Source organism: Mycoplasma sp. CSL7475-4 (assembly GCF_024834065.1).
Classification (GTDB): Bacteria; Bacillota_I; Bacilli_A; order Mycoplasmatales; family Metamycoplasmataceae; genus Mycoplasmopsis.
The window spans coordinates 1-25,506 of record NZ_JANUYA010000001.1 but is presented as its reverse complement, the minus strand read 5'-3'; the positions used below and the strand labels follow the sequence as shown (position 1 = coordinate 25,506).

Genomic DNA, 25,506 nt, shown 5'->3' with positions numbered 1-25,506 from the left:
TATGCATTTTAAGAAAATTGAACAGAAAAAAATGAGTTTAGAAAACATCTATACTCGTGTTAATAATGATAAAAATATTTTGTTGATTGAGATTATGAAGCTGAACAAAAAGCTAAGGTTTTATGTTGATAATGCTTTAACAAACAAAAATTTAATAACCAATTTGCGCAAAGAATACAATATTAAAAACAATTTTATTCAGAAAAAATCATTCACTAATGCTTTTGTTAGCAAAATGTTAAGAAAGATATTTGGTAAAAAACGTGAGTTGTGAATTTATTTAACTGAAGAACAAAAACACTCAACAGACTCGTACACACGTTATGAAAAAATGATTTTGCAAAATGTGAAAAAAGTTCAAGCCGATTTTATAGCAATTGGAGATAAGGCTATTGATTTTGTCGATAACAATAAGTTGAATTTAATTAAATCATTTAAACAAAATGAAGCGAAAATGAATATTGCCAAAGAATTGACTTTTTTAATTAAATATCTTTATATTGATGAAGGCTATGACAGTGTTCGTTTTGTTATCAATACCAATAAAAACTTTAAAAACGCTTTTACAGTTCTTCCGTTAGAAAACTTTGATGTTGACCAACTATCAAATGAAGTTAAACAACCAATCTTAAAACCGGTTAAAAAATATGAAATTTACCCTAATTTAGAGGAATTTATTGATAATGAAATAAACATATTTTTATCAAACGCTATCCACTCTTTAATCATTGAATCGTATTTTTATAACGCTAAAAATAATTTAATTAGTACGAACCAGATTATTAAACAATTGGATGAAGATATTCTTAAATTAAACAAAAAAATAATTAAATATAAACGTGAAAAAGAAATCGAAGACATTGTTATGTTCTTCAGAAAAAAAAGAGAGGAGTAAAATGAATAATAAATTTAACATTCAAATTAACTCGCTTTCAAATGTTTCCTTAAATTTCAAAAACGCAATGTTATATTTAAATATTAGTGAATTTGGTGAATGAATTACTATAAAAAATGATTCTATAGCTAGCTACGAGATGACTTTAATTAAAATAAAATCTAACAATAAACCTGATTTTTATTTGTTTATCGAAAACGCTAATATTGTTGTCGAAAATGACTGTATTATAATCAACACTTTTTCTAATATTAAGTTAATGGTCAGTGATAAAAATAATTTTGAAAAAAACCGATTTAAAAACGAATTAAAAGCAATAAATGCCCAAATTAATTATCTATCAGCAAGTCAAAATATCGGTATTAAACTTGATGAAGTTGCTAAACTCTACGAGTTGAAACAAAAAAAATTTGAAGTGCAAATGTTGTTAGAATTTTCTTTAATTGAATATGAAGGAGTCTATAATGAGTAGAAAAAAAAGATTCATTTATTCATTAGGTTCAATAACTTCACTTTCATTGCCATTAGCAGTTATTAGTGTAGGTGAAGGTGGAAGCAGTAATCAACCTAGTTCCACAGAAAATTCTAATGAATTTGATAATAGCACAGTCGAACAACCAAAAGATTATGACCCTTCGTTTTCAACCTTTAAAAATTTCACTACCCAAAGACTTAACGAGGCATTGACCAAAATGCCTGACGTCGTCATTGGAGCAATTAAAAATGAAATTTTAAAACTTAAAAACGACGACAAGATAGAGTACCGTAAGTCGCTTTCAAAACAAATTTATCTTTATGCTTTATTAGATTTTTTTGAAGCAAACAAAGATGATATTAAACAAAATCCTGATAAATATGGATTTTACATTACATTTCCAAACGTAGTGTCTAAATTGAGATTATATGATCGTGGTAGCGTTGAATATAACGGAAAAATTTACGATAATGTAATTTTTGGTGCTAAGAGCGTGACTGATGTTGATGCTAAATACGAAAGAGTCGTATCTAATCCTGAGACTGATATTAAGGTTCAGACATCAAATGAAAAAAACTTTACCGATCGAGATTTTTTCGAAAAAACTATTCGTAAATATACCGATGAATTATTGAAAAGATCGATGGAAATTTCTTTCAATGAGTCTGACGTTTTATTGCTTGATAAAGATATTGAATTAAGACACGAAAAAGTAACAAAAGATACAGTTACATTCAATGGTTTTAGTGTAACAACACCAAAAGGTTTTGACTCGTGAAATAGCTATATAGTAGCAAAAATTAAGCCACGTTTTGTTGATTTTGACTTAACACAAAACCAAGAATTTGTTCCTGAACAACAAAAACAACAAGAACAAACATCACCACCCAATGTGCCACCATTAGTGCCTAATGATAATGCACCTTCAGAACCTGAAGTGGTACCACCAAATACTATTGCTGAAGCCATCCCAAGTTTAGTTCCCTTTGTGCGTGCTGAACACGCAAACAAATCACTGGCTGAATTAAATGCCTTAGCTATTTCTAAGGCAAAAGGTGTGTTCTTCTTCAATAACCCAATCAATACACGTTTTGAATATGAAGTCGAAGCAGTTCAAAATGGGCAAGCAAAAGTTGCTGTGTTTGAAAAAAGTAAACCTAATCTAAAACGTGTATATAACGTTGAATTCAATTTTACAAACAACAATGATCCTATATTACAAAAAATTCGTTACACAAACATAGAATCAATAAAAAACACTGTATTGCGTTTCTATGAATCACTGGGCTTAGACGAAAATATTGAATATAAAAAACTAAGTGACTCAGTTTTAGCTAATACTTTTTTTGGTATGGTTGATTTATTTGTTAAATCAATTTATTCAGACATATTTGTTAATGAACAAGAAAAAGAAATTGAAAACTGAAGACAAAAAATCAATAATGTTACTGACGAAAAATCTTTTAAGGCAGTAGCTAAACAGGCAAGATTAATGTTTATTTCATTTATTTCTGCAACTAGATTTAACGATTCAAAAACTTGGGTTGCAATTCCTAAGGCATATGATACTTTTGTTCAAAGATACCAGGTCGATGTATTTAGATTGAATAAAAAAATAATCATTAAAAACCTTGATTTAATGAACAAAGAATTTAAATCTAAACTTAATAACAATACCGATTACACAATTGCCACAATTGATAAATTTTTCAATAAAACCACTCGTGATGTTTCTTTATTAAAAGCAAATGCCGAAGCAAAACCACGTAATCTTGACGATTGATATAATCAATATTTAAATCAAGTTAGTGGCGTGCGCAAAAACTTTGCTATCTTAAGAACATTGGCCAATTCGGTAGAAGTAACCGATAGCAATTATCAAGAATATGATGCTGCATATCAAGAAGCATTGAAACAAAACGGCGAAAGAAAAGCGAAAGTTGAGAATATTAAAAAGCAACTTGGTATTTCAACACTTGTGTTGGGTTCACTGGTCTTTGCACTATTTATTATCTTAATTTCTCTAAACATAAAAACTATCAAACAAAAAAAATTAAGAAACGTATATATCACTTTATTAGGAATTGCACTCAGCGTCATGATTGCCGGTGTATTGCTAATGCTAATATAGAAAGGAAAACATGGCTAAAATTACAAAAAACCCAGTAATTACATCTATTTTTGACTACATGGTAGAAATTCAAGGCAAATTTGATTACTCACAAAAACAGATGTTTATTGCTAAAAATAAACCTCATATTAAATTTATTTTAATTAATGCTGATAGCAAAAGTGCTATTTTACTATCAAGTGATGAAGAACACGAATTAGAAGTTGGCGATGAAGTTGAATTATTAGACACAAACTTCAATGTTTTTACCTCACAATCGTATTTTGGAAAAGTTATTGACGTAGCAGGTAACATTATCTTACCAACTGCGATGGCAAAACCTTCATTTTCACCAACTCAATTTTCAAGTCCAATATTCAATCTTGCACACGATTTGATGAGTGTAAAAACCCTAAATGAACAACTTTACACAGGTATTCCTGCAATTGACTTATTGATACCAATCGGGAAAGGTCAACGTGAATTGATTATCGGCGATCGTCAAACCGGTAAAACACACATTGCTATTAACACAATAATTAATCAATCTAATAAAAATGTCAAATGTATCTATGTTGCTATTGGTCAAAAAAGAGAAACAATTGCTAGTGTATATTCAACTTTACAAAAACATAATGCCTTGAAAAATACAATAATTATTGATGCTTTTGCGACATCAACATACGATCAATATTTAGCTCCATATGTTGGTATGGCACACGCAGAAAATATTTCACAAACCGATGATGTTTTAATCGTTTTTGATGACTTAACCAAACACGCAAACGTATTCCGTGAAATGGCTTTGCTTTCAGATGCACCAGTTGGTAAAGAAGCGATGCCTGGTGATATATTCTTTGCTCATTCGCAATTATTGGAAAGATCGGGAAGCTTTGTTGGACGTAAAACTATTACAGCATTGCCAATATTACAAACTATTGATGGCGACATTACTTCATTAACTTCATCGAATATTATTTCAATTACAGATGGTCAAGTTGTGACTAGTTCAGATTTATTCGCAGCCGGAAAATTACCAGCTATCAATATTGATTTATCAGTATCGAGAACCGGTTCGAGTGTTCAAAACCACACCATAACAAAAGTTGCTGGTGAGATAGGTAAAATTTACCGTAAATATAAACGTCACTTAAAATTAGCAACACTAGATTACGAGTTCAATGCTGAAACATCATTATTGCTTTCAAAAGGTAAAATGATTGAAAAAATGTTCACACAGAGAGGTTATTCTCTATACTCGAATAGATTTATTATTTTAACTTCAAAAATAATTTCTTGAGGATTATTCAAAGGTGTTAGAGACGAACAAAAAGCAATGAGTTTTCTAAACAAATTAATTGACACGAATAAAGAGGCTAAAGAAACATTCGAAATCATTTCAAGTGCTAATAAATATGATGACAATATTGTTAAAAACTTTTTTGCATTTGCTCTAAAACAATATTCAGATTACTTAAATTTAGGTTGAAACATTAAAGTTGAACATAAATTTATTGAATTTGATAAAGAGTATCTTTCATCAATTGCGTCAATGTTAGGAGATAAATAATGACTGGAAAAATTATTAAATTTAACTCAGATGTTATTGAAATTCAATTCGAAGGTGGAGAATTACCTAAAGTTAATACTTTGCTAACTTTACACGAAGGTAAAACTTACTTATTGGTAAAAAGAATTTTAAGCGATACAACTGTCAGAGCTATTGTTATTTATACATATCAACCAATCTCGATGTCTGATGAAGTATTCAATACTCAAAAAAGCTTTATGGTACCAGTGGGTAAAAAATCAAAAAATAATATTTACAGTTTCACCGGCTATCCTCTTTTACCACAAATAGAACAGCCTGATTATGTAGAAATGAATTCAACAATCAATAGAGATAAATTCATTGATACTAAAATTGAACTAATTGAAACCGGAATTAAAGCAATCGATTTCTTTATCCCAATTATTAAAGGTTACAAAATGGGCATTTTCGGTGGTGCCGGTGTTGGTAAAACCGTGTTAATGAAAGAGATAATTTTTAACGTTAATAATGCAAGTAAACAAACGAGCAATATTTTTATTGGTTCAGGGGAGCGTTCACGTGAAGGTATTGAATTATATAACGAATTAAAAGAGTCTAATTTGTTGAAAAATTCAATCATGTTTGTTTCAAAAATGAACGAATCTCCAGGGGCTAGAATGTCAATTGTTCCTATTGGAATCACAGCCGCTGAATATTTAAGAGATAAAGAAAAAGAAGACGTATTATTGTTTATTGACAATATTTATCGTTTTGTTCAAGCCGAAAACGAAGTTAGCTCGTCTCTAGGTAAAAAACCTTCTGTTGGTGGATATCAATCTACATTGGAAAGTGATGTTGCCAACATTGAACACCGTATGTTTAAAAATGCAAACGGGGCAATAACTTCATTCCAAACAATGTTTTTACCAATGGATGATTTATCAGATCCATCAGCCGTAGCTGTTTTCAACCACCTTGATGGTAATTTGGTTTTATCAAGAGCACAAACGGCAAAAAATATTTTCCCAGCGTTTGACCCATTAGCAAGTCAATCAAACTCAGTCAATGAAACAATTATTGGTAAAGAGCACTTTGACGCAATCATTGAAACAAAAAGAATTTTAAAAGCGTATAAAGACCTTGAAGATGTTATCTTGATACTAGGTTTTGATGAATTAGATGACGAAAATAAAATCATTGTTAAAAAAGCATTGCAACTTGAAAACTTCTTTACTCAAAACTTCTTTATGACTGAACATTTTACTAAGTCAAAAGGTGAATTTGTTAAATTGAAAGACACCGTAAAAAGTGTTCAAAAAATACTTAATGGTGAATATTTAAAACAAAGTCCTGAAATTTTCTCATATGTGGGTTCAGCTTTAAAAATACCGACAGATAAAGAATTAGGTCTTTAATAATACTTAAAAACACTCGTTTATGCGAGTGTTTTTCAATATTTGTTGGTATAGTTACACAAAAATATAAATAAAAAAACTCAACATGATTATTGCTGAGTTTAAACATACATAATGAAAGAAATTAAACACTAGCTGCGTTTCTTCTAAGTGTTTTAGCAGTTTTAGCTGTAACTCTTAAAGTAACTTTTTTGCCATCAACGTATACTTTAACTTTTTGTAAATTTAAGTTAAATTTTCTTTTAGATGCATTCATAGCGTGTGAACGTTTATTTCCTGTTTGAGCACGCTTTCCTGTTAATTGATCTACTCTAGCCATTTTGCTCCTTTCATTTAATAATTAATTATCTTATAAAAAGTATTTGTATTATACCTAAAAATGATTTTTTAAAAATAAATTTTACCAATTTTGCTCTATTTATTTAAATTTAATTTGTCGATTAATGTTTTAGCAGCAATGCAACCATCAGCTGCTGCTGTAATTAGTTGTCTAACTTTTTTAACAATGATATCACCGGCAGCATAAATATTTTTTACTGCGGTTTCCATGTCTTCATTGACTTTTATAAAACCTTTTTCATCAGTCAAATTAAGGTGTTTGTGAATTGAGTCATCTGGGACAAATCCAATCAATGAGAATAGGGCCAATGAATCAAATTTTTTGATTTCATTTGTTTCATTGTTTTGAACCACAATTTCATTAATTCCGTTTTCATCGCCATTCAATTCTAGTATTTGCGATTTAGTATAAACTGTAATATTTTTGGTTTGTTGCAATGCATCAACTAATACCTTATCAGCAGTAATTTCGTTCAAAACAATCATATCCACATGATTAACGAATCTTGCGGCGAAAATAGCTTCTTCAACAGCGGAATTTCCGCCCCCTAAAATAACAACATTTTTATTGCGATATAACGGTGCATCGCAAGTTGTACAAAAGTGAACGCCATTATTTCTGAATTTGTCATAGTTTTTGATAAATGTTGGTTCACGGTGTTTCAAACCTGTTGCAATAATTATTGATTTTGCAGTAATTACATTGCCATTTTTCAAGACAACTTCTTTTTCGAAGTCAGATAACGAGTTTATTTTAACAACTTCACCTATCATTAATTTGGCCCCGTTTTCTTTGGCGTGGTTTACCATTTTTTCACCCAAATCATAGCCCGAAATTGTTGGAATACCTAATCAATTTTCTACTGTGGCACTTGTGACAATTTTGCCACCAGTGTTTTCTTTTTCGATAATCAGTGTTTTAAGGCCGCCTCTAGCTGCGTATAGTGCAGCATTTGAACCAGCTGGACCTGTACCAATGATAATTACATCGTAATCCATTTTACCCCCTTAATATTGTATATAATGGTTTTTTTCTATCAAACAATCTTGTTTTGTTTACATGTTCTAAGTAGCTTTGTGGATGCGCATAAACGTATTTAAATCTATATTTGTCTTTAATTTTTGCGTAGTGCACCGAATTGAAGAACATAAAGTAGATAAACATTATTGTTCCGATTGCGATAAAGACTAATGAAGCTACTGTATAAATTTGGTATGCGTTTTCACGCAATGGTTCAAGAGCCAATCTTACTAAACCGTATCATACGAAATATAACCCTGATGTTGAACCTGGTTTTGCCAAACCGAATAAATTGATTATTCATACTAATACTAAATATCCCGCAAGGTTTGCTAAACCTTCATATAAGAATAGTGGATATCTGAATAGTCCTGGTTGGTTTAACGAAGCGCTGTATGCATCGGAAATAAACATGTTTTGTGCGAAGGTTTTACCAAAAATCAACACAGAAGACCCGTCTCAGTCAACTTTTCCATATAATTCGTGGTTTGCATAGTTTCCTCAACGTCCGATCACTTGACCAATCAATATTGTTGGGATAATAAAGTCAATAACCTTTCTAAAATCAACCTCATGACGACGGTGGTAGACATAAAGCATTCCGCAGGCGGCACTCAATACAACACCCCCTTGAATACTTAATCCCCCTTCTCAAATTTTGTACCAGTCTGCTCACTTGAAACTAGGATCATAAAGACCTACTTCAACTAAGTCTCATAAACGAGCACCAATGATTGAGGTGGGAATTACAATAACAATCAATGTGTATAGAATATCTCATTTATATTTTTCTCTTTTTCAGAAAAAAGTAATTGTCAAAATTGCGGCTAACATACCTAACATCATTGTGATTGAATATGTACGAATTGGGAATGATCCAATAGTGAATAATACTGAACCAGAGTTGGCAGGAATACCGGCAACTATATCGTATTTATTATTAGTATTCATTTAACCTCCTTTATTTATTTTCTAAATTATTATAATTATTTAACTTTTTTAATTATAATGTATATTAAATTAAGTGGTAATTCTTTTATTGAATCACATCTATCAATTTATTGATAAATTAATCGGTAGTTGCTCGAGTGGCTGAAGAGGTTTGTCTCGAAAACAAATAGCGATGCAAATCGCTCAAGGGTTCAAATCCCTTACTACCGGCCATTTTTTTATTTGCCTTTTTGCTTTATTGATTTTTGTGGTATAACATTAGTTATTACTATAATTATAAATTTTCTTATTATTAATAATATTTATAGACAGGGGGAGAATGAAACCTACAAGACTAGTAGCCATTGGTGGCGTCCAAGAAATTGGTAAATCATCGCTATTTGTTGAATACGATGACAATATTTTTATTGTTGATGCGGGTATAAAATTTGCAGATACAGCCCAAACAGGTATCAAAGGTATTATTCCTGATTATTCGTATTTAGCCAAAAATAAACACAAAATCAAAGGCCTATTTATCACTCACGGACACGAAGATCACATCGGGGGTGTAGTTTATTTAGTTAAACAAGTTCCATTGAAAAAAATATTTGCTCCAAGAATTGCAATTCAGTACCTAAAACTTAAATTTGAAGAACACAAAGTTCCAGGTGATATAGAATTTGTTGAAATTGAAAAATCAGCAGTCCACAGATTTGGCAAATGTTCAGTTGATTTTTGATCAGCACAACACTCAATTCCCGATGCTTTTGGAATTAGAATCAATACACCAAACGGGTCAATAATGTGTACTGGTGACTTTAGATTTGATTACAATCCAATCGGAGAAAGTTATACTGATTTTGCTCGTTTAGATCAAATTGGTAAAGAAGGCTTAACTGTTTTACTATCAGATTCAACAAACGCTATGCGTCCATTCCATTCGCCATCAGAAAACGATATTTTAAAAGACATTGAAAAATACATGCGTCAAGCAACCCGTAAAATAATTATTACTGCTTTTGCGTCGAACTTAACTCGTGTTAAAGCTATTATTGAACTTGTTGCAAAATTAGGTAAAAAAGTCGCCACATTTGGTAGATCAATGGTTAACGGGGTTAAAATAGGTCGTAAACTAGGCTATATTAATGTTGACAACAATGTTTTAGTTGATAAAAAACAAGTTTCAAACGTTCCAGACAAAGATTTAGTTATTTTGACTACTGGTAGTCAAGGTGAGCAATTGGCTGCTTTAGCCAGAATGTCACATGGTAAACATCAAAGCGTTAAAATTGAAAAAGGTGATTTAATTATTTTCTCATCAAGCCCAATTCCTGGCAATCACATGGTTATTGAGCTTCTTGTCAATCGTTTAGCAAAATTAGGTGCCGACATAAAAGAAAACGGTGTTGATGGCTACTTACATACATCAGGACACGCTTACAAACACGAACATGATAAAATATTCCAATTAACAAAACCGAAATACTTTATTCCTTACCACGGTGAATATCGTATGAGTATAGTTCACGGTCAAAGTGCAGTGCGTAATGGTGTAAATCCAGATAATGTTTTTATTCCTGAAAAAGGTCGTGTGTACAACATTATTAAAGGTGTTGTGAGTGAAACGGATGAAAAAATAGATTATGGTCCAATTTATATTGATGGACATAATGTTTTAAACTTAAATGCGAATGTTATTAAAGAAAGACAACAACTTGCCGAAAGTGGTTTTGTCAATATTTGTTTAGTTATTGATCGTAAAAATAAAAATATTATTGGTCGACCTTCATTGATTTCACGTGGGGCATTTTACGTTAAAACATCACTACCTTTAGTTACAGAAGCTAAGCGTGTTGCACACGGTGCCGCTCTATATTACATAAAAAATACTGAAGAGTTCAATATTGTTGAGTTAAAACAGTTGATTGTTGATCGTCTTGAGAATTTATTTTATAAAGAAAAAAGAAGAAAACCAATAATTATTCCAACTATCTTATACACTGACGATGCAGATGATGAAGTATTGAAAAATTCTGAAATTTCATTTGAGAAAAAATCTAAATCTAACGATAAAACAAAATCAATTTTGAAAAATATTCGTTCAGAAATGTTTGGTGATAAATCAGAATTAGACGATGACATCCACGATGATGAAGAAGATATCGAATAGAGCAAGGGCTCTATTTTTTATTGACGAAAAAAATTAATTAGGTTTGTATAATTAGCTCATGAATAATTTAACTGAACAATTTAAAAAATTTTGAGAATATATATCTAAAGCTAAATTCATCACCTTATTAACACACAAAAACCCCGATGGCGACACCATCGGTGCCTCTGTGGCATTAAAAGAAATTATTGATATTAATTCGCCAAATACTGAAGAAGTTAGAATATCTGGCGGTGATTGCCCTCGTAATCTTGAATTTTTATTTGATGACAAATTAGATCTAGTTGATCAATCTTTTTTTGATAAATCATTGAAAATTGTTGTGGATACTTCAAACAAAAAACGTGTTTTTGATCAAAGAGTTATACCTTCGCAATCACTAAAATTTGACCACCACCCAGTCGAAGAAGAATTTATGTTCGGAATTGGCGGTGACTATTGACCGGCAACAGGCCAATTATTGACACAAATGGTTATGGCGTTAGGTTTAAAAATTAACCAAAAAGCAATGCAAGGATTAGCGGTCGCAATAATTACTGATACCAACAATTTTACTCAGAGAAACATCACTAATACTACATTTGACACGATGAGTTTTTTACTGAAAAACGGCTTGGATTATAAGGAAGTATTGCAAAAAATCAGGTTAAATACAGACGAAAAACAAGCTATATTTAACACGTTAAAAACTATGAAGATTGATGGTCTAGTTTCTTATGTAATTTCGCAAGATGTTATCTCAAATGATATTGTGCGGCCATTAGTAAATTCATTTTTAGATATTTCTAATACAGAAGTCTCGTTAGTAATTTTAAAAGATAAATACAATAATTATCGCTGTTCAATTCGTTCTAACTCGTATTTTGATGTCTCAAAAATAGCGAATTTATATGGCGGTGGAGGTCATTACCATTCTTCAGGCTTCAATATTGATTCGTTAGATAAAGTTACAGAAATAATTGCCACAATTAACAAAAAATAGCGATTAATTTTCGCTATTTTTTGTTATTTTTTCTTCTTGCAATCTAATTAGATTTTTTAAATCCTTGATTTCTTTGTTTGTTAAGTTACGATAAGTTCCTTCAGGCATTTTATCAACATTTATATTAGCGTATGAAACTCTTTTTAAATTAATAACTTTTTTGTTAACGGCTTCAAACAATTTTTTAACGTGATGATATGAGCCGACGTGTAAAGTTACCATATAACTTTTGTTTTCGACTTGATCAACAATTTGGCTTGAAATTTTGCCATTAATCATCACACCTTCGTTTAGGGTCATAAATTCTTTATATGTTAAAGGTTCATTGATTCTTGCACGATAAGTTCTTGGAATTTCGTATTTAGGATGAGTAAGTTTATTGACCATTTCGAAATCATTTGTTAATATGATTGTTCCTGTGGTGTTGTAATCTAATCTACCTACCGGCACAACACGATAAGTGTCGGGAACTAAATCGACTACACTTTGTCTATTGAATTGATCTTTAGCACTTGAAACTGTTTTTTTAGGTTTATTTAAAACATAATAAACAATTTTATCGTTCACGATTGCTAATTGTTTATTGTTGATTTTTATCTCGTCGGTCGTTAAAACTCTATCGCCTATTTTGGCGATAACACCATTGACTGAGACTTTACCTTGTGCGATTAATTTTTCCGCTTCACGACGGCTAATTAAACCTGTATGTGCTATAACTTTTTGTAACTTTTCTTTGTCCATAATCTTTCCTAATTCAAATATTTTTCGTATATTTTCAATGCTTCATCAGTAAATTTAACACCTTTATCAATATTGTATTGATAGTTTACACGCACAACTTCTTTAAAACCTTCTTCAAGATTTTCTAAAGCTAATTTGCGTAATTTTTGAACACCGGTAAAAGCACGGCCATCGCAAATTTTATCAGCAATAAAGAGAATTTTATCCATCTTGGTTAATTCGCCTAATTTTAACGTTGTATGACATGCAATAGCATTAACGATATCTTTGTCGTTTATTTTGTAAACATGTTCTACCCATAGAGCACCAGCAACTTGGTGTAATTTATGCCATGGGAATTTTTCTTTGTCGAACCCATCATAACCAAATGAAGCAATAAATTCGCGCGAACTATTTTCGTCTATTTCTTTGCAAATATCGTGGAATAGTCCAGCATAATAACCTTTGTTATAGCCTATGCCGTTTGCTTTAGCTAATTTTGCACAAAATTCAGCAGCAGCCAATGAATGTTTTGCTCTTTTAGCACTCAAGGTTGAGTGCACTATTTCACTGGCATATAATTTGTTTTCACCGATATACGAGTTAACTTTTTCGTCTGTGTAATCTAAAACGCCACGGCGTATTTTTGTTGATGATTCTTCGTAAATTGGATTATTCAATTGCAAAATGTTGAATTTTTTAATATTATTTTTATCAATATTTTTATCTCTTTTAAACACAACAAATTGAGCTGTTTGAGTAATTTCTTCAATAAATTCTCATTTATGTAAGGCTGGTAATGAGTCAGAGCCAATAATAAAATATAGTTGATCTTGTGGGTATTTATTGGCAAAATATCTTATTGTTTCGTAAGTATAACTTAAACCACCTTTTTTGATTTCAAATAAACTAACTTCAAAATTTTCGTTAGCATCTTCAATAGCCAACTCAATCATTTTTACACGGTCATTATCCGGTGCATTTTTTTGTTTTTTCTTGAATGGATTAGTTGAGGCGGGAATAAAAATTAATTTGTCTAAATTCAACTCTTGATAAGCAAATTTTGCAATCTTCATATGTCCGTTGTGAATTGGGTTAAAACTACCGCCATATAAACCTATTTTCATATTATTTTTCCTCTCTATCGCTTTTTAAATAACGATTTTGTATGTTTTCTTTGATTTTATCTTTTTCAAATTCAAAACCAGTCTTTAAAACTTTTCTTTTAATTTTTTTGTTTAAGTTATCAACCAAGATTTTCAATTGATTATTGTTTTCAACTTTTTCATCATCAAAAATAGTTTGCTGTTTGGCTATATCGAATTCATTAACCAGTTGTGAAATTTTTATTCCTATTCCCCTTATCATTTCTTCTTTGAAAAGTTGATTGAATAAAATAACACCATTTTTGTATATTTCTTCAGCGTTATTTATTGGTTGATTAAGCGTTAATTGTTTTCGTTTTCATGTTTTTTCAACACTTCTTAAAGAAACAGTAACTGAATAACCTAACATATTACGATTGATTGCTCTATTTGAAACCTTTAAGGATAGTTGATAAAGTATTTTTAACAATTCTGTTCTATCGTCTAAGTCAACCGAGAGAAAAGTTAATTCATTTCCGATGGATTTTAGATCGTTATGATCGTAATTTAAACCCGACTTTCCGTTTCCTCTTGCTTCATTAATAAAAACAGATGTTTGAGATTTGAATATTTCATGCAAATCAGTATCGTATTTGTCTCTTGCCGCTAATTTACCAATCGTGTCAATTCCGATATTTTTCAATTTAACAGAAGTTGACTTGCCAATTCCAAAATATTCTTCAATTTTTAAAGGCCATATGCAATCTTTAAGATCAGTGATTTTTGTCTGTCTCACACCATATGGTTTCGCAAGATTAGTAGACAATTTAGCAATAAATTTATTGTAAGAAATACCAATTGACACAGGTATTCTAAATTTTTGCTTTATTTGTTTTTGAATCTGTAAAGCTAATTGCACTGCGTTGTTTTCGTCAACAATATCACTAACATCCATTCAGCACTCATCGATCGAATAAACTTCAATTTTCTTTGTGTATTTTTCAACTAAAAAATCAAAAATTTTTGTTGATAATTTAACGTACAAATTAAAGTCTGGTTTAATAAAAATTGTGCGCGGTTCGATCTCTAAAATTTTGTAATTAGGTCAGCCGGCTTTTACACCTTTATTTTTTAATTCATAACTAACGGAACAAGCAATAGATCTTTTTTTATTATCTCCAATTGCGATTGGTTTATTTTCGTATTGTGGATTGAGCACTCGATGTGCACTGGCAAAATATGAATCAAAATCAATATGAAAAATAATATTAGCCATTTAATTTCTCTTTGATGGCAGTTGATAACATCGTGGCACAAAAAATTCTATTTGGATGTTCATTAACATTTTGGAAAATAGCTAATTCACCTAAAATTTTTTCTGTTTCTTCGTCACCGCCATTTCTAATAAAATCTTCATATTTATCAATAAAATTCAGTACCTCTTCAACAGTTTTATTGTTTAAATAACTAATTAATAAGTCAGTAGAAGCCATCATGAAGGCACAACCTCTACCATCAAAATGCAAGTCAACAAGTTTGCCGTCTTTAATTGAATATTTGAATTCTAGATAGTCGGCACACGCTTGTCCGTGCTTGATATTTTTATCTCCTTCAATTACTTTTTTATATTGTGGATTTGTGTAATGAGACATTATTATTTCTCTTTTTTGGGCTTGATTATATGACAATGAAATCACCTCCTTTTTTCAAAGCGTCAACTAATTTTCTAACATCTGATTTTGTATTATACACTCCTAAAGAAACACGAACATAAGAATTTGACTCTTTGACATTTCTTACATAGTGTGCACAAAATAAACCTGAGCGTACATAAATATTATTTTGACCTAAATAATGAGCAATATCGTGTGAATCAACACCATCAATATTGAATAAAATAATATGATCGCCTGGCTGTGAATAAACCTGAATATTATTGATTTTTTTCAGCTCTTTATGTGCATAATTCGAAATATCATTCAAGATTTTGCCTGTATTTTCGTACCCAATGTGTGTATTAAAAAAATCAATTGCGGCATTGAACATATATATTCCAGCAAAATTTGCTGTACCTGGTTCAAATAAATCGATACTTGGAATTTTTATTCAGTTGTTTTCTTTATCGATGTTCAATACTGATCCGCCACCAAAATTTACTGGATTTAGTTTAGAAAGCACTTCGTTATTAACTGCTAAAACTCCTAAACCTGTAGGTCCATAAAATTTATTAGCACTGAAGGCGACAACATCGCAATTATTCATTGAAACTTTTTCATAAACAATTGCTTGTGCTGCATCATTAACTAAAATTGCCCCCACTTCTTTGGCTTTTTGATAAATTTTTTCTAAATTGTATCTAACGCTGAAATTGTTTGTGATTTGCGAAAGAGCAACCACTTTTGTTTTTTCGTTTATGTAATCTTCTAAATTTTCTTTAACAACTACTTTAGCACCAACTTTTTTTGCCAATTCTATTCACGGAATAAAATTTGATGAGTGATTATAAGCAGATATTAATATTTCATCATTGCCTTTGATTTTGTCTGCGAACATTAAGGTAAAATTGTTTAGTGATTGTGTCGCTCCGGATGTGAAAATAATAGATGTTTTTTCTATATTTGTATCTAACAGTTTTGCGATTTTTTCACGTAAATCGCTAATTATTTTGATGTTTTTTATACCTAGTGGAGCATTACTAGTTCTTACACTCACTGAGTATTTATTATAAAAATCATTGTTAGCCTTAATTGCGGCATTAGGCTTAAGACCTAGGGCTGCACTATCAAGATATGTTATATTTTTAGCCATTCTAAAATAAGATTTTAAATTTTTCATATTATTATTTTATTGCAGATTTAATTTTTTTTATAAAATTGCTTTCACTTTCAAAAATTTGTTGTATATTTTTATTTATATCAGTACCACTTGTGTCGTGGTATTTGTTATACTCGGTTCGACGAGAGAAATATCCAGTAAAAAATTATCCCGTTAACGAATAAAATGGTTATTACCAAAATTTGAGGAGAAACAATGAGACAAACAACAATTGTTAACAAACAAAACGCAAACAAAAAATGATACGTTGTTGATGCTGAAGGTCAAGTTTTAGGTCGTTTAGCAGCAACTGTTGCCTCTGTATTAAGAGGAAAAAACAAACCAACTTTTACTCCTAACGCTGACATGGGAGACTATGTAATAGTAGTTAATGCTGAAAAAGTTGTTTTAACAGCAAGCAAAGAAGAAGATAAAATGTACTACCACCACACAGGTTACCCAGGTGGTCTAAGAAGTATTAATGCTGCTAAATTAAGAATTAAAAAACCAACTGCATTAGTACAAAAAGCAGTTGCAGGTATGTTACCACACACAAAATTAGGAAACAAACAAATTAAAAACCTATTTGTTGTTGCAGGACCAGAACACAATCACCAAGCACAAAAACCAGAAAGTTTAGAGGTAAGATAATATGGCACAAAAAACAGTTATTGAATACCGTGGATTAGGACGTCGTAAAAGTTCAACAGCACGTGTTATTTTAAGACCTGGTGAAGGTAAATTCACAATTAACGGTCGTGATGCAAGAGCATATTTAGCTTCTGATTTATTTTTACAAGACGCTTCACAACCATTAGTTTTAACTGAAACTGAAGGAAAATTTGACATTTCTGTTAATGTTCGTGGTGGAGGTTTAAGCGGTCAAGCTGGTGCTATCCGTTTAGGTATTGCTCGTGCATTATTGCTTGCTAGCGATTCTTACAGAGCAAAATTAAAACCAGAAGGAATGTTAACTCGTGATGCACGTGTTAAAGAACGTAAAAAACCAGGTTTACGTAAAGCACGTCGTTCACGTCAATTCTCAAAACGTTAATTTTAATTTTTTATTTCATTATGTTTTATGCTGTGGTATAATAATCCCGCAGCACATAAGCGAGCGTAGCTCAGCTGGTTAGAGCACACGACTGATAATCGTGAGGTCGATGGTTCGAGTCCATTCGTTCGCACCATATCATTAAGTTGATCCGAAATAGCGAAAGCTATTTTTTTTTTTTTTTTTCAAAAGTCTATAATTTATGTGTAAAAAAAATAGAGAGGGAAAAATGAAAAAAAGCAGACTTTTACTTATTTTATTAGCAATATTTTTTGGGTACCTAGGAGCAGATAGATTTTACGCCGGACGCTTCTGATTAGGGTTGTTAAAATTATTAACTGGTGGACTTTTTGGTATTATGTACATTGTTGATATTATTTTAGCCATTCTAGGCTTACAAAAAGACGGAACAGGTAGAAATATTTAATTAAAGAAAATCAAGAAAATAGGGATCTATTTTCTTGATTTTAATTTATATAAATTACTGATTAAATTATAGAAATTTAAATAATCTAAGCTATAAATTTGATAGTTTTTCTTTTTCACCTTCGATGTGACAAAGTCTGCAACGTGCTTCGTATTCCGAATCACCTAAGACATTTAAGTCTTGCGATTTTATTTTACGAAATGAAAATCCCGCAGGAGCTTTACATTTAACGCAAACAGCTTTTAATTTTGATACCTCGTCGGCAATGGCAATAATATGTGGAGTGATGCCGAATGGTTTTCTTAAGAAATCTAAATCTAACCCCGATACTAATACATTAACATCATTGCATAATAATTCTTCAATAACCATAGGTAAATCTTCATCGAAAAAGTTCATTTCATCTATAGCAACTGCTCTGTATTCTTTATTTCATAACTTTAGTATTTCTTTTGAACTTGTAACATTTTGAGAATTAAGTCTTGCTCCTGTACGTGAAACAAGTTCACTTTCACTAAAACGATTGTCAAAAGATGGTTTAATTACCAACGTCTTTACGTCTGCTCATTTTAAAGTATTGACACGTTTTAATAATTCTTCTGTTTTGCCCGAAAACATCGGACCTGTGATTACTTCTAATCACCCTTTTATATTTCCTCTATTCATGTCTATTATTATAAAAAAAACTGACCGTATTTTCCTATTTAACTTAATTTTCTTTGTGAAATTAAAAAGTACTCTAAATCAAAACAAAAAGTCAAAAATTAAGGCCTAAAAGTAAAATATGCATAAGCAAGGCTCAAAAAAATTTATTAAAAATATGTAAAAAACTCGCATTTGCGAGTTTTCAATTATTTAATTAAAGCTAATTCGGTTAATGTTTTAACCATTGGTCCTTGTGGAACTTCGTTAATGTCTGCGGTACCGGCAATATCGATGTGAATGTATTCTACATCTTCGGTAAATTCTTTTAAGAACATAGCCGCTGAACATGAACCAGCATTACCTGATAAATCAGTGTTTTTTAAGTCGGCAACAACAGATTTTTTAATGTTTTGGCTAAATGCTTCATCAAATGGCATTCTTCAAACAAGTTCGTTTGCATTTTTGGCAGCTTGTGAAAGATCTTCTCATGCTTTATCGCTAGTTGCTCAAACACCTGAATAGGTGTGTCCTAGAGCAACAACGATTGCACCGGTTAAAGTCGCAACATCAATAATACGAGTCGCTTTTAAGTTTCTAACTGCGTATGTAATTCCGTCAGCTAATACTAAACGACCTTCAGCATCAGTGTTGTTAATTTCGACGCTTTTACCATTCATTGATTTTCAAACTGAATCAGGTAATGACGCATCACCATTAACACGGTTGTCAGTGATAGCCATAACGGCAGCAAAATTTTTCTTAGGTTTTAGTTGAGCAATTGCTTTTAGAGTTGAAGCAACAATTACAGAACCTGACATGTCATATTTCATGCCTAACATTGAACGTGATGGTTTTAATGAGTATCCACCAGCATCAAATGTGATTCCTTTACCAACTAATACAGTTTTTTCTTTTGATTCAGGATCTCCGTTGTATTCAATTACAACCACACGAGCTTCATACATTGAACCACGGTTAACTGATAGTAATAAGCCCATTCCTAATTCTTCGATTTGTTTTTTGTTTAAAACGCTAACTTTTAAGTTTTCATATTCTTTGAAATCATCAGCGATTTTTTGAGCTAAAACTTCTGAATTTAGCACGTTTGGAGGTGTAACTTGTAAATCACGTGCGTAGTTTGTTGCTTTTGCTAAAATTAAAGCTTTTTCAACTTTAGCTTCCAATTCTTTATCAACATCTTTTTTGAAAGCTTCTAAAACAAGTTCATTGTCGTTTCTGTCTGTTTTTAAGTTAAATAGTTTTGCTTTTTCAAAATATTGACCACGAATGAATGCTTCCATAACTTTAGCAGCGTCTAAATTTGGGGTTGTGAATGAATCAACGTCAAATTGGTAACTACGTGCTAAGTTGATTGATAATTTACCGAAAAATTTAACTAACGTTGTGAAAGATAATTTATCTTTTTCGCCTAAATAAACATAAGCGACATTATCGTTTAAAAACTCAGTTATTGCTTGGTTTTTTTCAATTAAATGTTCGATTTTTTTATCTTCTTTAAAAGTTGCTTTTAATAAAACATCTTTGTTTCTATTTTGGTTTATTTTTTCAAATAACATAATTCTCCTTTACTAGTATATGAATATTTTAACACTATAAATTTTGCACATATAATTTTTGCCTTTATTATTTTAATTTTTTAAATAATGATTCAATTATAAATGTATAATAAAATCATGCAAAATTATGACGGTGACAAAGATTTCAAAACATTTTCTCGTTGATCGATTCGCAAGATTACATTCATCGGTATTTTGATAGCAATTTCAGTTGCGTTTTTTTTAATTGTCTTTCAGCTAATGCCATTGATTTCGTTGCCTTCATATAAGATAAGTATCATAGGTTTGCCGATTAAAATTACAGGATTTATTTTTGGTCCTTTTGTCGGTGCCTTTGTCGGTGCCACTTCCGACTTAATATCATTTATGTTTGTGCCGACTTATTTTAATCCGCTATTTTTATTGGCAGCCGTTTTAGACGGTATTATCCCCGGAATAATTGGTTTACTATTTATGAGATTAATCAGATTTATTTTTGGTGGTCGATTCCAAAGAAGTTTACACGAAGAAACTATTAAAACCTTGTTTAAAAGAATAGAAAGATTACAAACAGAGCTGGATAAAAATGCGAAAAAAATAAAACTTTTAGAAAACCGAATCATTAAACTTTTTTTTAAATTAAAACAAAACAATAATTCTAAAAAAGTTAACTCTAAATTGCTAAATGTTAACATGATTGTGTGTTTATCGATATTGTCAATTGTTTCGATGGTTGTTATTTACTTAATAGGCTTTAAAATAAATAATCAAACAATTGAAAACGGAATAATTCCTAATAGATGAGTTTTACTAGCGTTGATGTTATCAGGTTATTTTGCGATGATTTTATTCATCTTTATTACTAGATTTAAGCTTAAATCTTCGCTATATATCATAATTGTTCCTATTGTTGTGTTTTCAGCATTAATTGAATTATTTAATGTTCCAATTTTAGCACTAGCCGAAAAAGAATCAATTGGTGCTGGTAGTTCATCTTCAATCTTTGTCTACATGTTCCAACACATAATCATTAGTCCTGTTAAAATATGGGGAAATATGTTTATTATTTTCTTTACTTATAAAATAATTTCGCCAATGATATATAAAAATCACAGCATCTCTTACTAGATGCTTTTTTTGTAAGCTTAATCAAATTATTTTTTTATTAGTGGAAAAGCAATAAAATAGAGAAATGAAGAGATTAAAAAAAATTAATTTAGTTGTGTCGCTTAGTGTAATCGGATCTATTCCGTTTTTAGGTGCATCATGTTTTCACGCATTTGTTTCACCAAAATCAAACGGAGATAAAAATAATGACGTTCCCGCCAATAATACAAATCAAGAGTCAAATGATAAACCACAACGTATTGATAATGCCAATAATAATATAAGAGAGAAAAATGCCCCTGACAATATTGAGGAGACTTCACATCAGAGCACAAACGCTAGAAATGGCAAAACAAAAAAAACTGACAATCCCGGGTCAAAATGAGATTCTCAACCACCTGCTCCTATCTATGTTTATACTGACGAAACAATTCGGTCAAGATTAATAAATAATGGTGAAAAAGAGTTTAGAGACTTAGATTCTCAATCTAATCCAAAGATTTTATTTGATACTTACAGTCATATTTCAACCGGCGACGACTATATTAATGTTAATGATTTTGTCAATAGAATAATAGCCAACAATAACACTAACTATTTTAAAATCGAAGCACAAGATTCAAAAAACATTACATTTAAAATCAACAACACTAACAGACTAATTTTTGATGAAGAATATGATACAGTGACTTTTGACTCACAAAATGCTTTTGAGATTGCCCCGTTTAATGGCAATTCTTTTGGCGATGATTCAATCAAATATGAAGGTATTGAAACACACAAAACAAAGCCAAGCACTACAATTGACTTGTCAAAATACAACGTTGATGTCATTGTTGATAACGGAAATGTATATCTACCAGTTTCAGTATTTAATTTAATGTTTCTAAGTGGTTCGTACTATAACGTGTATTACAATAACGATAGATTTGTTGGAGCAAGTTATAATACAAGTCGTTCAAATCCAGGACCTTTATACTCTTTCTATACATCAAGCAATACTCATGAACCAACTGTGCAAAGCAGGATAAATAATTACAACTATTTAAGATTATTGTTTGATCATTATTACGGACTGGCAAAACGTTTTTATCAAAAAAACAATGTCAATAATTTTGATGAATTTTCAATTAAAACAAATTTAAAACAAAAATTATTAAGCACCAATGTGAATGTTTACAAAGGTGCCTATGAAAAATTATGATATAAATACCTAGACGATCTACATTCAAGATTGATTTCTAAATCATACTATGACATTTATGATGGACAAATTGCCGACTACTTTAATTTTGACGGACGTGAATTGTCGGCTAAAAGCAATAAACATGCAGTAAAAAAAGATGAATTGGTATCTTATAGGGAAAAATCTATCACTAGAGATCGCAATGGTATATACAATTTAAATAATAAAATAACACACGTGCACGGGGATACGGCTAGAATTGTTCTAGACGAGTTTGTCTCAGCTACTGAAAAACAAAAACGATTGCCGGATGCTTGAAGATTTGATACATATTTAAAAATGCGAGCAGCTCTAAATCGTATTAAAAGTGACGATCCGCACGGAAAAGTAAAAAACATTATTTTAGACATTTCATTAAATGGCGGTGGTAGCACTGATGCTCTACAAAAAGTTTTAGGTTTTTTAAGCAATCAAACATTGAATTTATTCATACAAAATCGACAAACAGGTGAATATAAAGAACTTAGTTACAAAGTGGATACTAATGGGGACGGTGTTGTTGATTCACGAGATGGTTTCACAAATTACAAATGATACATTTTGGTTGGAATTAATACATTTAGTGCCGCAAATCTTTTAACACATGCTGCTAAAGAGATGAAAATAGCCACAATAATTGGTCAAAAAAGTGGTGGCGGAATGTTTTCAGTGTTTCCGACAGTTTTACCTGACGGGACAAATGTTGATATTTCTAGCGTCAATGGTTGAACCGGTGGTACAAACAAATCAATCAAATCTATCAAGGATTTACCATACACTGAAGATGGAGTTGATGTCGACTACTTCGTGAATTATGAAAACTTTGCAGATCATGATATTTTGCACAAGCTAATTAAAAATAATCAATAATCGCTTTTATTATTGCGATTATTGATTTTTTATTTTACAATTTAACTATGAAATTTAAATCAACATTGAAATTTATGCCATTAATTGCCGCTACATCTTTAGCACCAATTGCCTCTGTTGCGTGTTTAAGACTGGTTCACAGAGATATTTTTGTATCCGAAGATGTTCCAGATGAATTAGATTTTGTTGCTAATGCTAGCTTTAGTAACATTAGCAACAATTATGTCATTGCCAACCAAAATATAAATATTTTCAAAAATAAACAAAATAAAGATACTTATATCAATGTTAATGAAGTAATCAAAAAATTAAATGGTTATTTTGACTTAGAAAAAATATCTCAAATTGATGTTGTTGATGATAAAGGGGTAATTGAAAAAAATGATGGAGATGTAATTGAATTTGCTTTAGGTCAAGACGTGATTATTTATTCTGGAAGCGAAGCTTTTGAATTGGCAAAATCTTCTGTTTCATATGATTATAATAAGTACATACATTTTTTGAACTTTTCAACAAAATCTCTACGCCCAAAAGATGAGCTTTTACCTTATATTGATTTAGGAAAATACAATATGAAGATTTTTGCTAAAAACAAAAATATCTATATGCCTTTAAGTTTATTCAATTTATTATTTATGTCGCAAAATTATTATAATCTTCAGTACAATGGTGTTTCACTAGTGGGGATAGATTATGATATTTCGCATGATGCTGATAATGTTGAATATGAAAAATTTTACAATCAAAGTAAACTCGAAGTCAACGATCAACAACGCCTAAATAATTATAATTTTTTAGCATTATTATTTGATAATTTCTATGGCTTATCGAGTGAATTATATAAAAAATATAATTCAACAAGTTTTGATGAATTTACACATTCTGTAGGCTTATACGACAAAATAATTGATAAAAAATATTCAGTATATACAGGTGCCTATCAACAGTTATGATATAAGTACTTAAATGAATTACATTCAAGAATTATCACAAAAGGCTACGCAGCGCCAAGTAACACAAATTTAAATCAAAAAGATGGTAGAACTCTTTCTCGAAAATGACAAGAATATATGCAAGTGCTTGACAAGCTTACAAAATTAAGAGAACAAGAAGAACCAAAAAACATTGTTGTAATTGAGAATGATGTTGCAAGAATAAGAATTGATTCGTTTTTATCAGGAACTAATGAAGAAATTGCACGTGGCGATTCATATTTATACGACTCGTACGAATTGATGAAAGCGGCAATAGCTAAAATTCAAAGAGTTGATACAGAAGGAAAAGTTAAAAATATTGTTATTGATATTTCACAAAATGGCGGTGGTAGTTCCGCTGCTTTAGAAAAAGTTGTTGGTTTTTTAACAAAGAAACCATATAGCTTATTTGTGCAAGATCGTATGACTAAAACATACTCGGATATTGAAATAGGTATTGATACTAATTCAGATGGTAAATATAATTCAGAAGATGGTTACAATCAATATCATTGGTATCTTTTAACAGGAATTAATACATTTAGTGCTGCAAATTTATTTGCACATATAGTTAAACAAAGTGGAATGGCTAAAATTATTGGTCAAAAAAGTGGTGGCGGTATGTTTGCTGTTTTACCGACTATTTTGCCAGATGGTACAAACGTTGATATTTCTGGACCAGATGCTTGAACGGGTCCAAAAAGTAATGTTAATTCTATAAGTGATTTGCCAATCAGTGAACACGGTGTGAAACCTGATTATATATACAGTTATGATGATTTTTATAATTTGAAAAAGATTCGGGATTTTATAAAATCGATTGATAACCATTAGATAATTTTGTTAGTTTCAATTTAAGTTTTAATTTGCTAAAGGCGATTAAAAATTTTAATTGATATATATTAAAAATAGTTTCTTAATATCTTGTGAGTTAAGAAACAAAAAAAGCCTTTTTTAAAAAATAAAAACGGGCTTTTTTTGTTTTATACATTTGTGATTTAAATGTAGAATTTTATTGTCTAGTATTGTGCTTTTTTAAAGCACATTTTAAATTTTATTAATTAATTCCTGATAAGTTTTAGATAATAATTTAAGAATTTCCTCGGAAACCAACAAGTTTTTTTCAAGCAATTCTTTTTCTCTTGTGTTTGAATTTCT

At 30.6% G+C, this 25,506-nt stretch carries 23 protein-coding genes and 2 tRNA genes; 15 read left to right on the top strand and 10 right to left on the bottom strand.

Annotated features, from left to right (window positions below; all coding sequences use genetic code 4):
• Position 1: 1 nt before the first annotated feature.
• From NXS15_RS00125 to NXS15_RS00105, 5 genes are read left to right on the top strand one after another with little or no spacing between them, the layout of a single operon-like run.
• Positions 2-895 (top strand): MSC_0622 family F1-like ATPase gamma subunit, encoded by an 894-nt coding sequence (locus NXS15_RS00125; protein ID WP_259289850.1) that lies wholly within the window; start codon positions 2-4, stop codon positions 893-895.
• Position 896: 1 nt separating this feature from the next.
• Positions 897-1,367 (top strand): MSC_0621 family F1-like ATPase epsilon subunit, encoded by a 471-nt coding sequence (locus NXS15_RS00120; RefSeq protein ID WP_259289849.1) that lies wholly within the window; start codon positions 897-899, stop codon positions 1,365-1,367.
• Positions 1,360-3,501: an MSC_0620 family F1-like ATPase-associated subunit gene (locus NXS15_RS00115; protein ID WP_259289848.1), complete on the top strand. Its 2,142-nt coding sequence runs from the start codon at positions 1,360-1,362 to the stop codon at positions 3,499-3,501. The genes NXS15_RS00120 and NXS15_RS00115 overlap by 8 nt, the downstream gene beginning before the upstream one ends.
• Before the next feature lie 10 nt (positions 3,502-3,511).
• Entirely contained in the window at positions 3,512-5,050 is a 1,539-nt protein-coding gene (locus tag NXS15_RS00110) for an MSC_0619 family F1-like ATPase alpha subunit (protein ID WP_259289847.1), read from the top strand.
• Positions 5,050-6,426 (top strand): MSC_0618 family F1-like ATPase beta subunit, encoded by a 1,377-nt coding sequence (locus NXS15_RS00105; RefSeq protein ID WP_259289846.1) that lies wholly within the window; start codon positions 5,050-5,052, stop codon positions 6,424-6,426. The genes NXS15_RS00110 and NXS15_RS00105 overlap by 1 nt, the downstream gene beginning before the upstream one ends.
• 124 nt (positions 6,427-6,550) lie before the next feature.
• Here NXS15_RS00105 and rpmB read toward each other — a convergent pair whose 3' ends face one another.
• From rpmB to lgt, 3 genes are all read right to left on the bottom strand, one after another.
• On the bottom strand, positions 6,551-6,745 hold the full coding sequence (gene rpmB, locus NXS15_RS00100) for a 50S ribosomal protein L28 (protein ID WP_259289845.1): 195 nt from the start codon (positions 6,743-6,745) through the stop codon (positions 6,551-6,553).
• A gap of 95 nt (positions 6,746-6,840) precedes the next feature.
• Complete coding sequence (locus NXS15_RS00095; protein ID WP_259289844.1) at positions 6,841-7,764, bottom strand: NAD(P)/FAD-dependent oxidoreductase; 924 nt, start codon at positions 7,762-7,764, stop codon at positions 6,841-6,843.
• 1 nt (position 7,765) lies between these two features.
• The gene (gene lgt, locus NXS15_RS00090; RefSeq protein WP_259289843.1) at positions 7,766-8,737 is read right to left on the bottom strand and encodes a prolipoprotein diacylglyceryl transferase; all 972 of its coding nucleotides are present in this window, start codon (positions 8,735-8,737) and stop codon (positions 7,766-7,768) included.
• A gap of 123 nt (positions 8,738-8,860) precedes the next feature.
• Here lgt and NXS15_RS00085 point away from each other — a divergent pair.
• From NXS15_RS00085 to NXS15_RS00075, 3 genes are all read left to right on the top strand, one after another.
• Positions 8,861-8,950: transfer RNA gene (locus NXS15_RS00085), tRNA-Ser, on the top strand.
• A 106-nt stretch (positions 8,951-9,056) separates the two neighbouring features.
• Positions 9,057-10,889: a ribonuclease J gene (locus NXS15_RS00080; protein ID WP_259289842.1), complete on the top strand. Its 1,833-nt coding sequence runs from the start codon at positions 9,057-9,059 to the stop codon at positions 10,887-10,889.
• Positions 10,890-10,947: 58 nt separating this feature from the next.
• Positions 10,948-11,871 carry a bifunctional oligoribonuclease/PAP phosphatase NrnA gene (locus tag NXS15_RS00075; protein ID WP_259289841.1) on the top strand — a complete coding sequence of 308 codons (924 nt, stop codon included), beginning with the start codon at positions 10,948-10,950 and terminating at the stop codon, positions 11,869-11,871.
• A 3-nt stretch (positions 11,872-11,874) separates the two neighbouring features.
• On the opposite strand, the gene NXS15_RS00070 is transcribed toward NXS15_RS00075, so the two are convergent.
• The 5 genes from NXS15_RS00070 to NXS15_RS00050 are packed head-to-tail and all read right to left on the bottom strand — an operon-like array spanning position 11,875 to position 16,511.
• Positions 11,875-12,612 (bottom strand): pseudouridine synthase, encoded by a 738-nt coding sequence (locus tag NXS15_RS00070; protein WP_259289840.1) that lies wholly within the window; start codon positions 12,610-12,612, stop codon positions 11,875-11,877.
• 8 nt (positions 12,613-12,620) lie between these two features.
• Entirely contained in the window at positions 12,621-13,718 is a 1,098-nt protein-coding gene (locus NXS15_RS00065; protein ID WP_259289839.1) for a nicotinate-nucleotide adenylyltransferase, read from the bottom strand.
• 1 nt (position 13,719) lies between these two features.
• Positions 13,720-14,952, bottom strand: coding sequence for a DNA polymerase IV (locus tag NXS15_RS00060; RefSeq protein ID WP_259289838.1), 1,233 nt, complete (start codon positions 14,950-14,952; stop codon positions 13,720-13,722).
• The gene (locus tag NXS15_RS00055) at positions 14,945-15,328 is read right to left on the bottom strand and encodes an iron-sulfur cluster assembly scaffold protein (protein WP_259289837.1); all 384 of its coding nucleotides are present in this window, start codon (positions 15,326-15,328) and stop codon (positions 14,945-14,947) included. The genes NXS15_RS00060 and NXS15_RS00055 overlap by 8 nt, the downstream gene beginning before the upstream one ends.
• A 25-nt stretch (positions 15,329-15,353) precedes the next feature.
• Complete coding sequence (locus NXS15_RS00050; protein ID WP_259289836.1) at positions 15,354-16,511, bottom strand: aminotransferase class V-fold PLP-dependent enzyme; 1,158 nt, start codon at positions 16,509-16,511, stop codon at positions 15,354-15,356.
• A 195-nt stretch (positions 16,512-16,706) separates the two neighbouring features.
• Here NXS15_RS00050 and rplM point away from each other — a divergent pair, with 195 nt between their 5' ends.
• The 4 genes from rplM (at position 16,707) to NXS15_RS00030 (ending at position 17,971) form a co-directional block, all read left to right on the top strand.
• On the top strand, positions 16,707-17,141 hold the full coding sequence (gene rplM / locus NXS15_RS00045) for a 50S ribosomal protein L13 (RefSeq protein ID WP_259289835.1): 435 nt from the start codon (positions 16,707-16,709) through the stop codon (positions 17,139-17,141).
• Between the two features lies 1 nt (position 17,142).
• On the top strand, positions 17,143-17,544 hold the full coding sequence (gene rpsI, locus NXS15_RS00040) for a 30S ribosomal protein S9 (protein WP_259289834.1): 402 nt from the start codon (positions 17,143-17,145) through the stop codon (positions 17,542-17,544).
• A gap of 59 nt (positions 17,545-17,603) precedes the next feature.
• Positions 17,604-17,680, top strand: a tRNA-Ile gene (locus NXS15_RS00035).
• 93 nt (positions 17,681-17,773) lie between these two features.
• On the top strand, positions 17,774-17,971 hold the full coding sequence (locus tag NXS15_RS00030) for a TM2 domain-containing protein (protein WP_259289833.1): 198 nt from the start codon (positions 17,774-17,776) through the stop codon (positions 17,969-17,971).
• 90 nt (positions 17,972-18,061) lie between these two features.
• On the opposite strand, the gene NXS15_RS00025 is transcribed toward NXS15_RS00030, so the two are convergent.
• Together NXS15_RS00025 and NXS15_RS00020 are read right to left on the bottom strand one after the other, a co-directional pair.
• Complete coding sequence (locus tag NXS15_RS00025; protein WP_259289832.1) at positions 18,062-18,637, bottom strand: thymidine kinase; 576 nt, start codon at positions 18,635-18,637, stop codon at positions 18,062-18,064.
• 185 nt (positions 18,638-18,822) lie between these two features.
• Entirely contained in the window at positions 18,823-20,193 is a 1,371-nt protein-coding gene (locus NXS15_RS00020) for a leucyl aminopeptidase family protein (protein ID WP_259289831.1), read from the bottom strand.
• Between the two features lie 117 nt (positions 20,194-20,310).
• On the opposite strand from NXS15_RS00020, the gene NXS15_RS00015 reads away from it, so the two are divergent.
• The 3 genes from NXS15_RS00015 to NXS15_RS00005 all read left to right on the top strand — a co-directional run bounded on the left by NXS15_RS00015 (position 20,311) and on the right by NXS15_RS00005 (position 25,182).
• Positions 20,311-21,300 carry an ECF transporter S component gene (locus tag NXS15_RS00015; RefSeq protein WP_259289830.1) on the top strand — a complete coding sequence of 330 codons (990 nt, stop codon included), beginning with the start codon at positions 20,311-20,313 and terminating at the stop codon, positions 21,298-21,300.
• Positions 21,301-21,364: 64 nt separating this feature from the next.
• The gene (locus NXS15_RS00010) at positions 21,365-23,374 is read left to right on the top strand and encodes a S41 family peptidase (protein WP_259289829.1); all 2,010 of its coding nucleotides are present in this window, start codon (positions 21,365-21,367) and stop codon (positions 23,372-23,374) included.
• A 47-nt stretch (positions 23,375-23,421) separates the two neighbouring features.
• Positions 23,422-25,182 carry a S41 family peptidase gene (locus tag NXS15_RS00005; protein ID WP_259289828.1) on the top strand — a complete coding sequence of 587 codons (1,761 nt, stop codon included), beginning with the start codon at positions 23,422-23,424 and terminating at the stop codon, positions 25,180-25,182.
• Positions 25,183-25,506 lie beyond the last annotated feature (324 nt).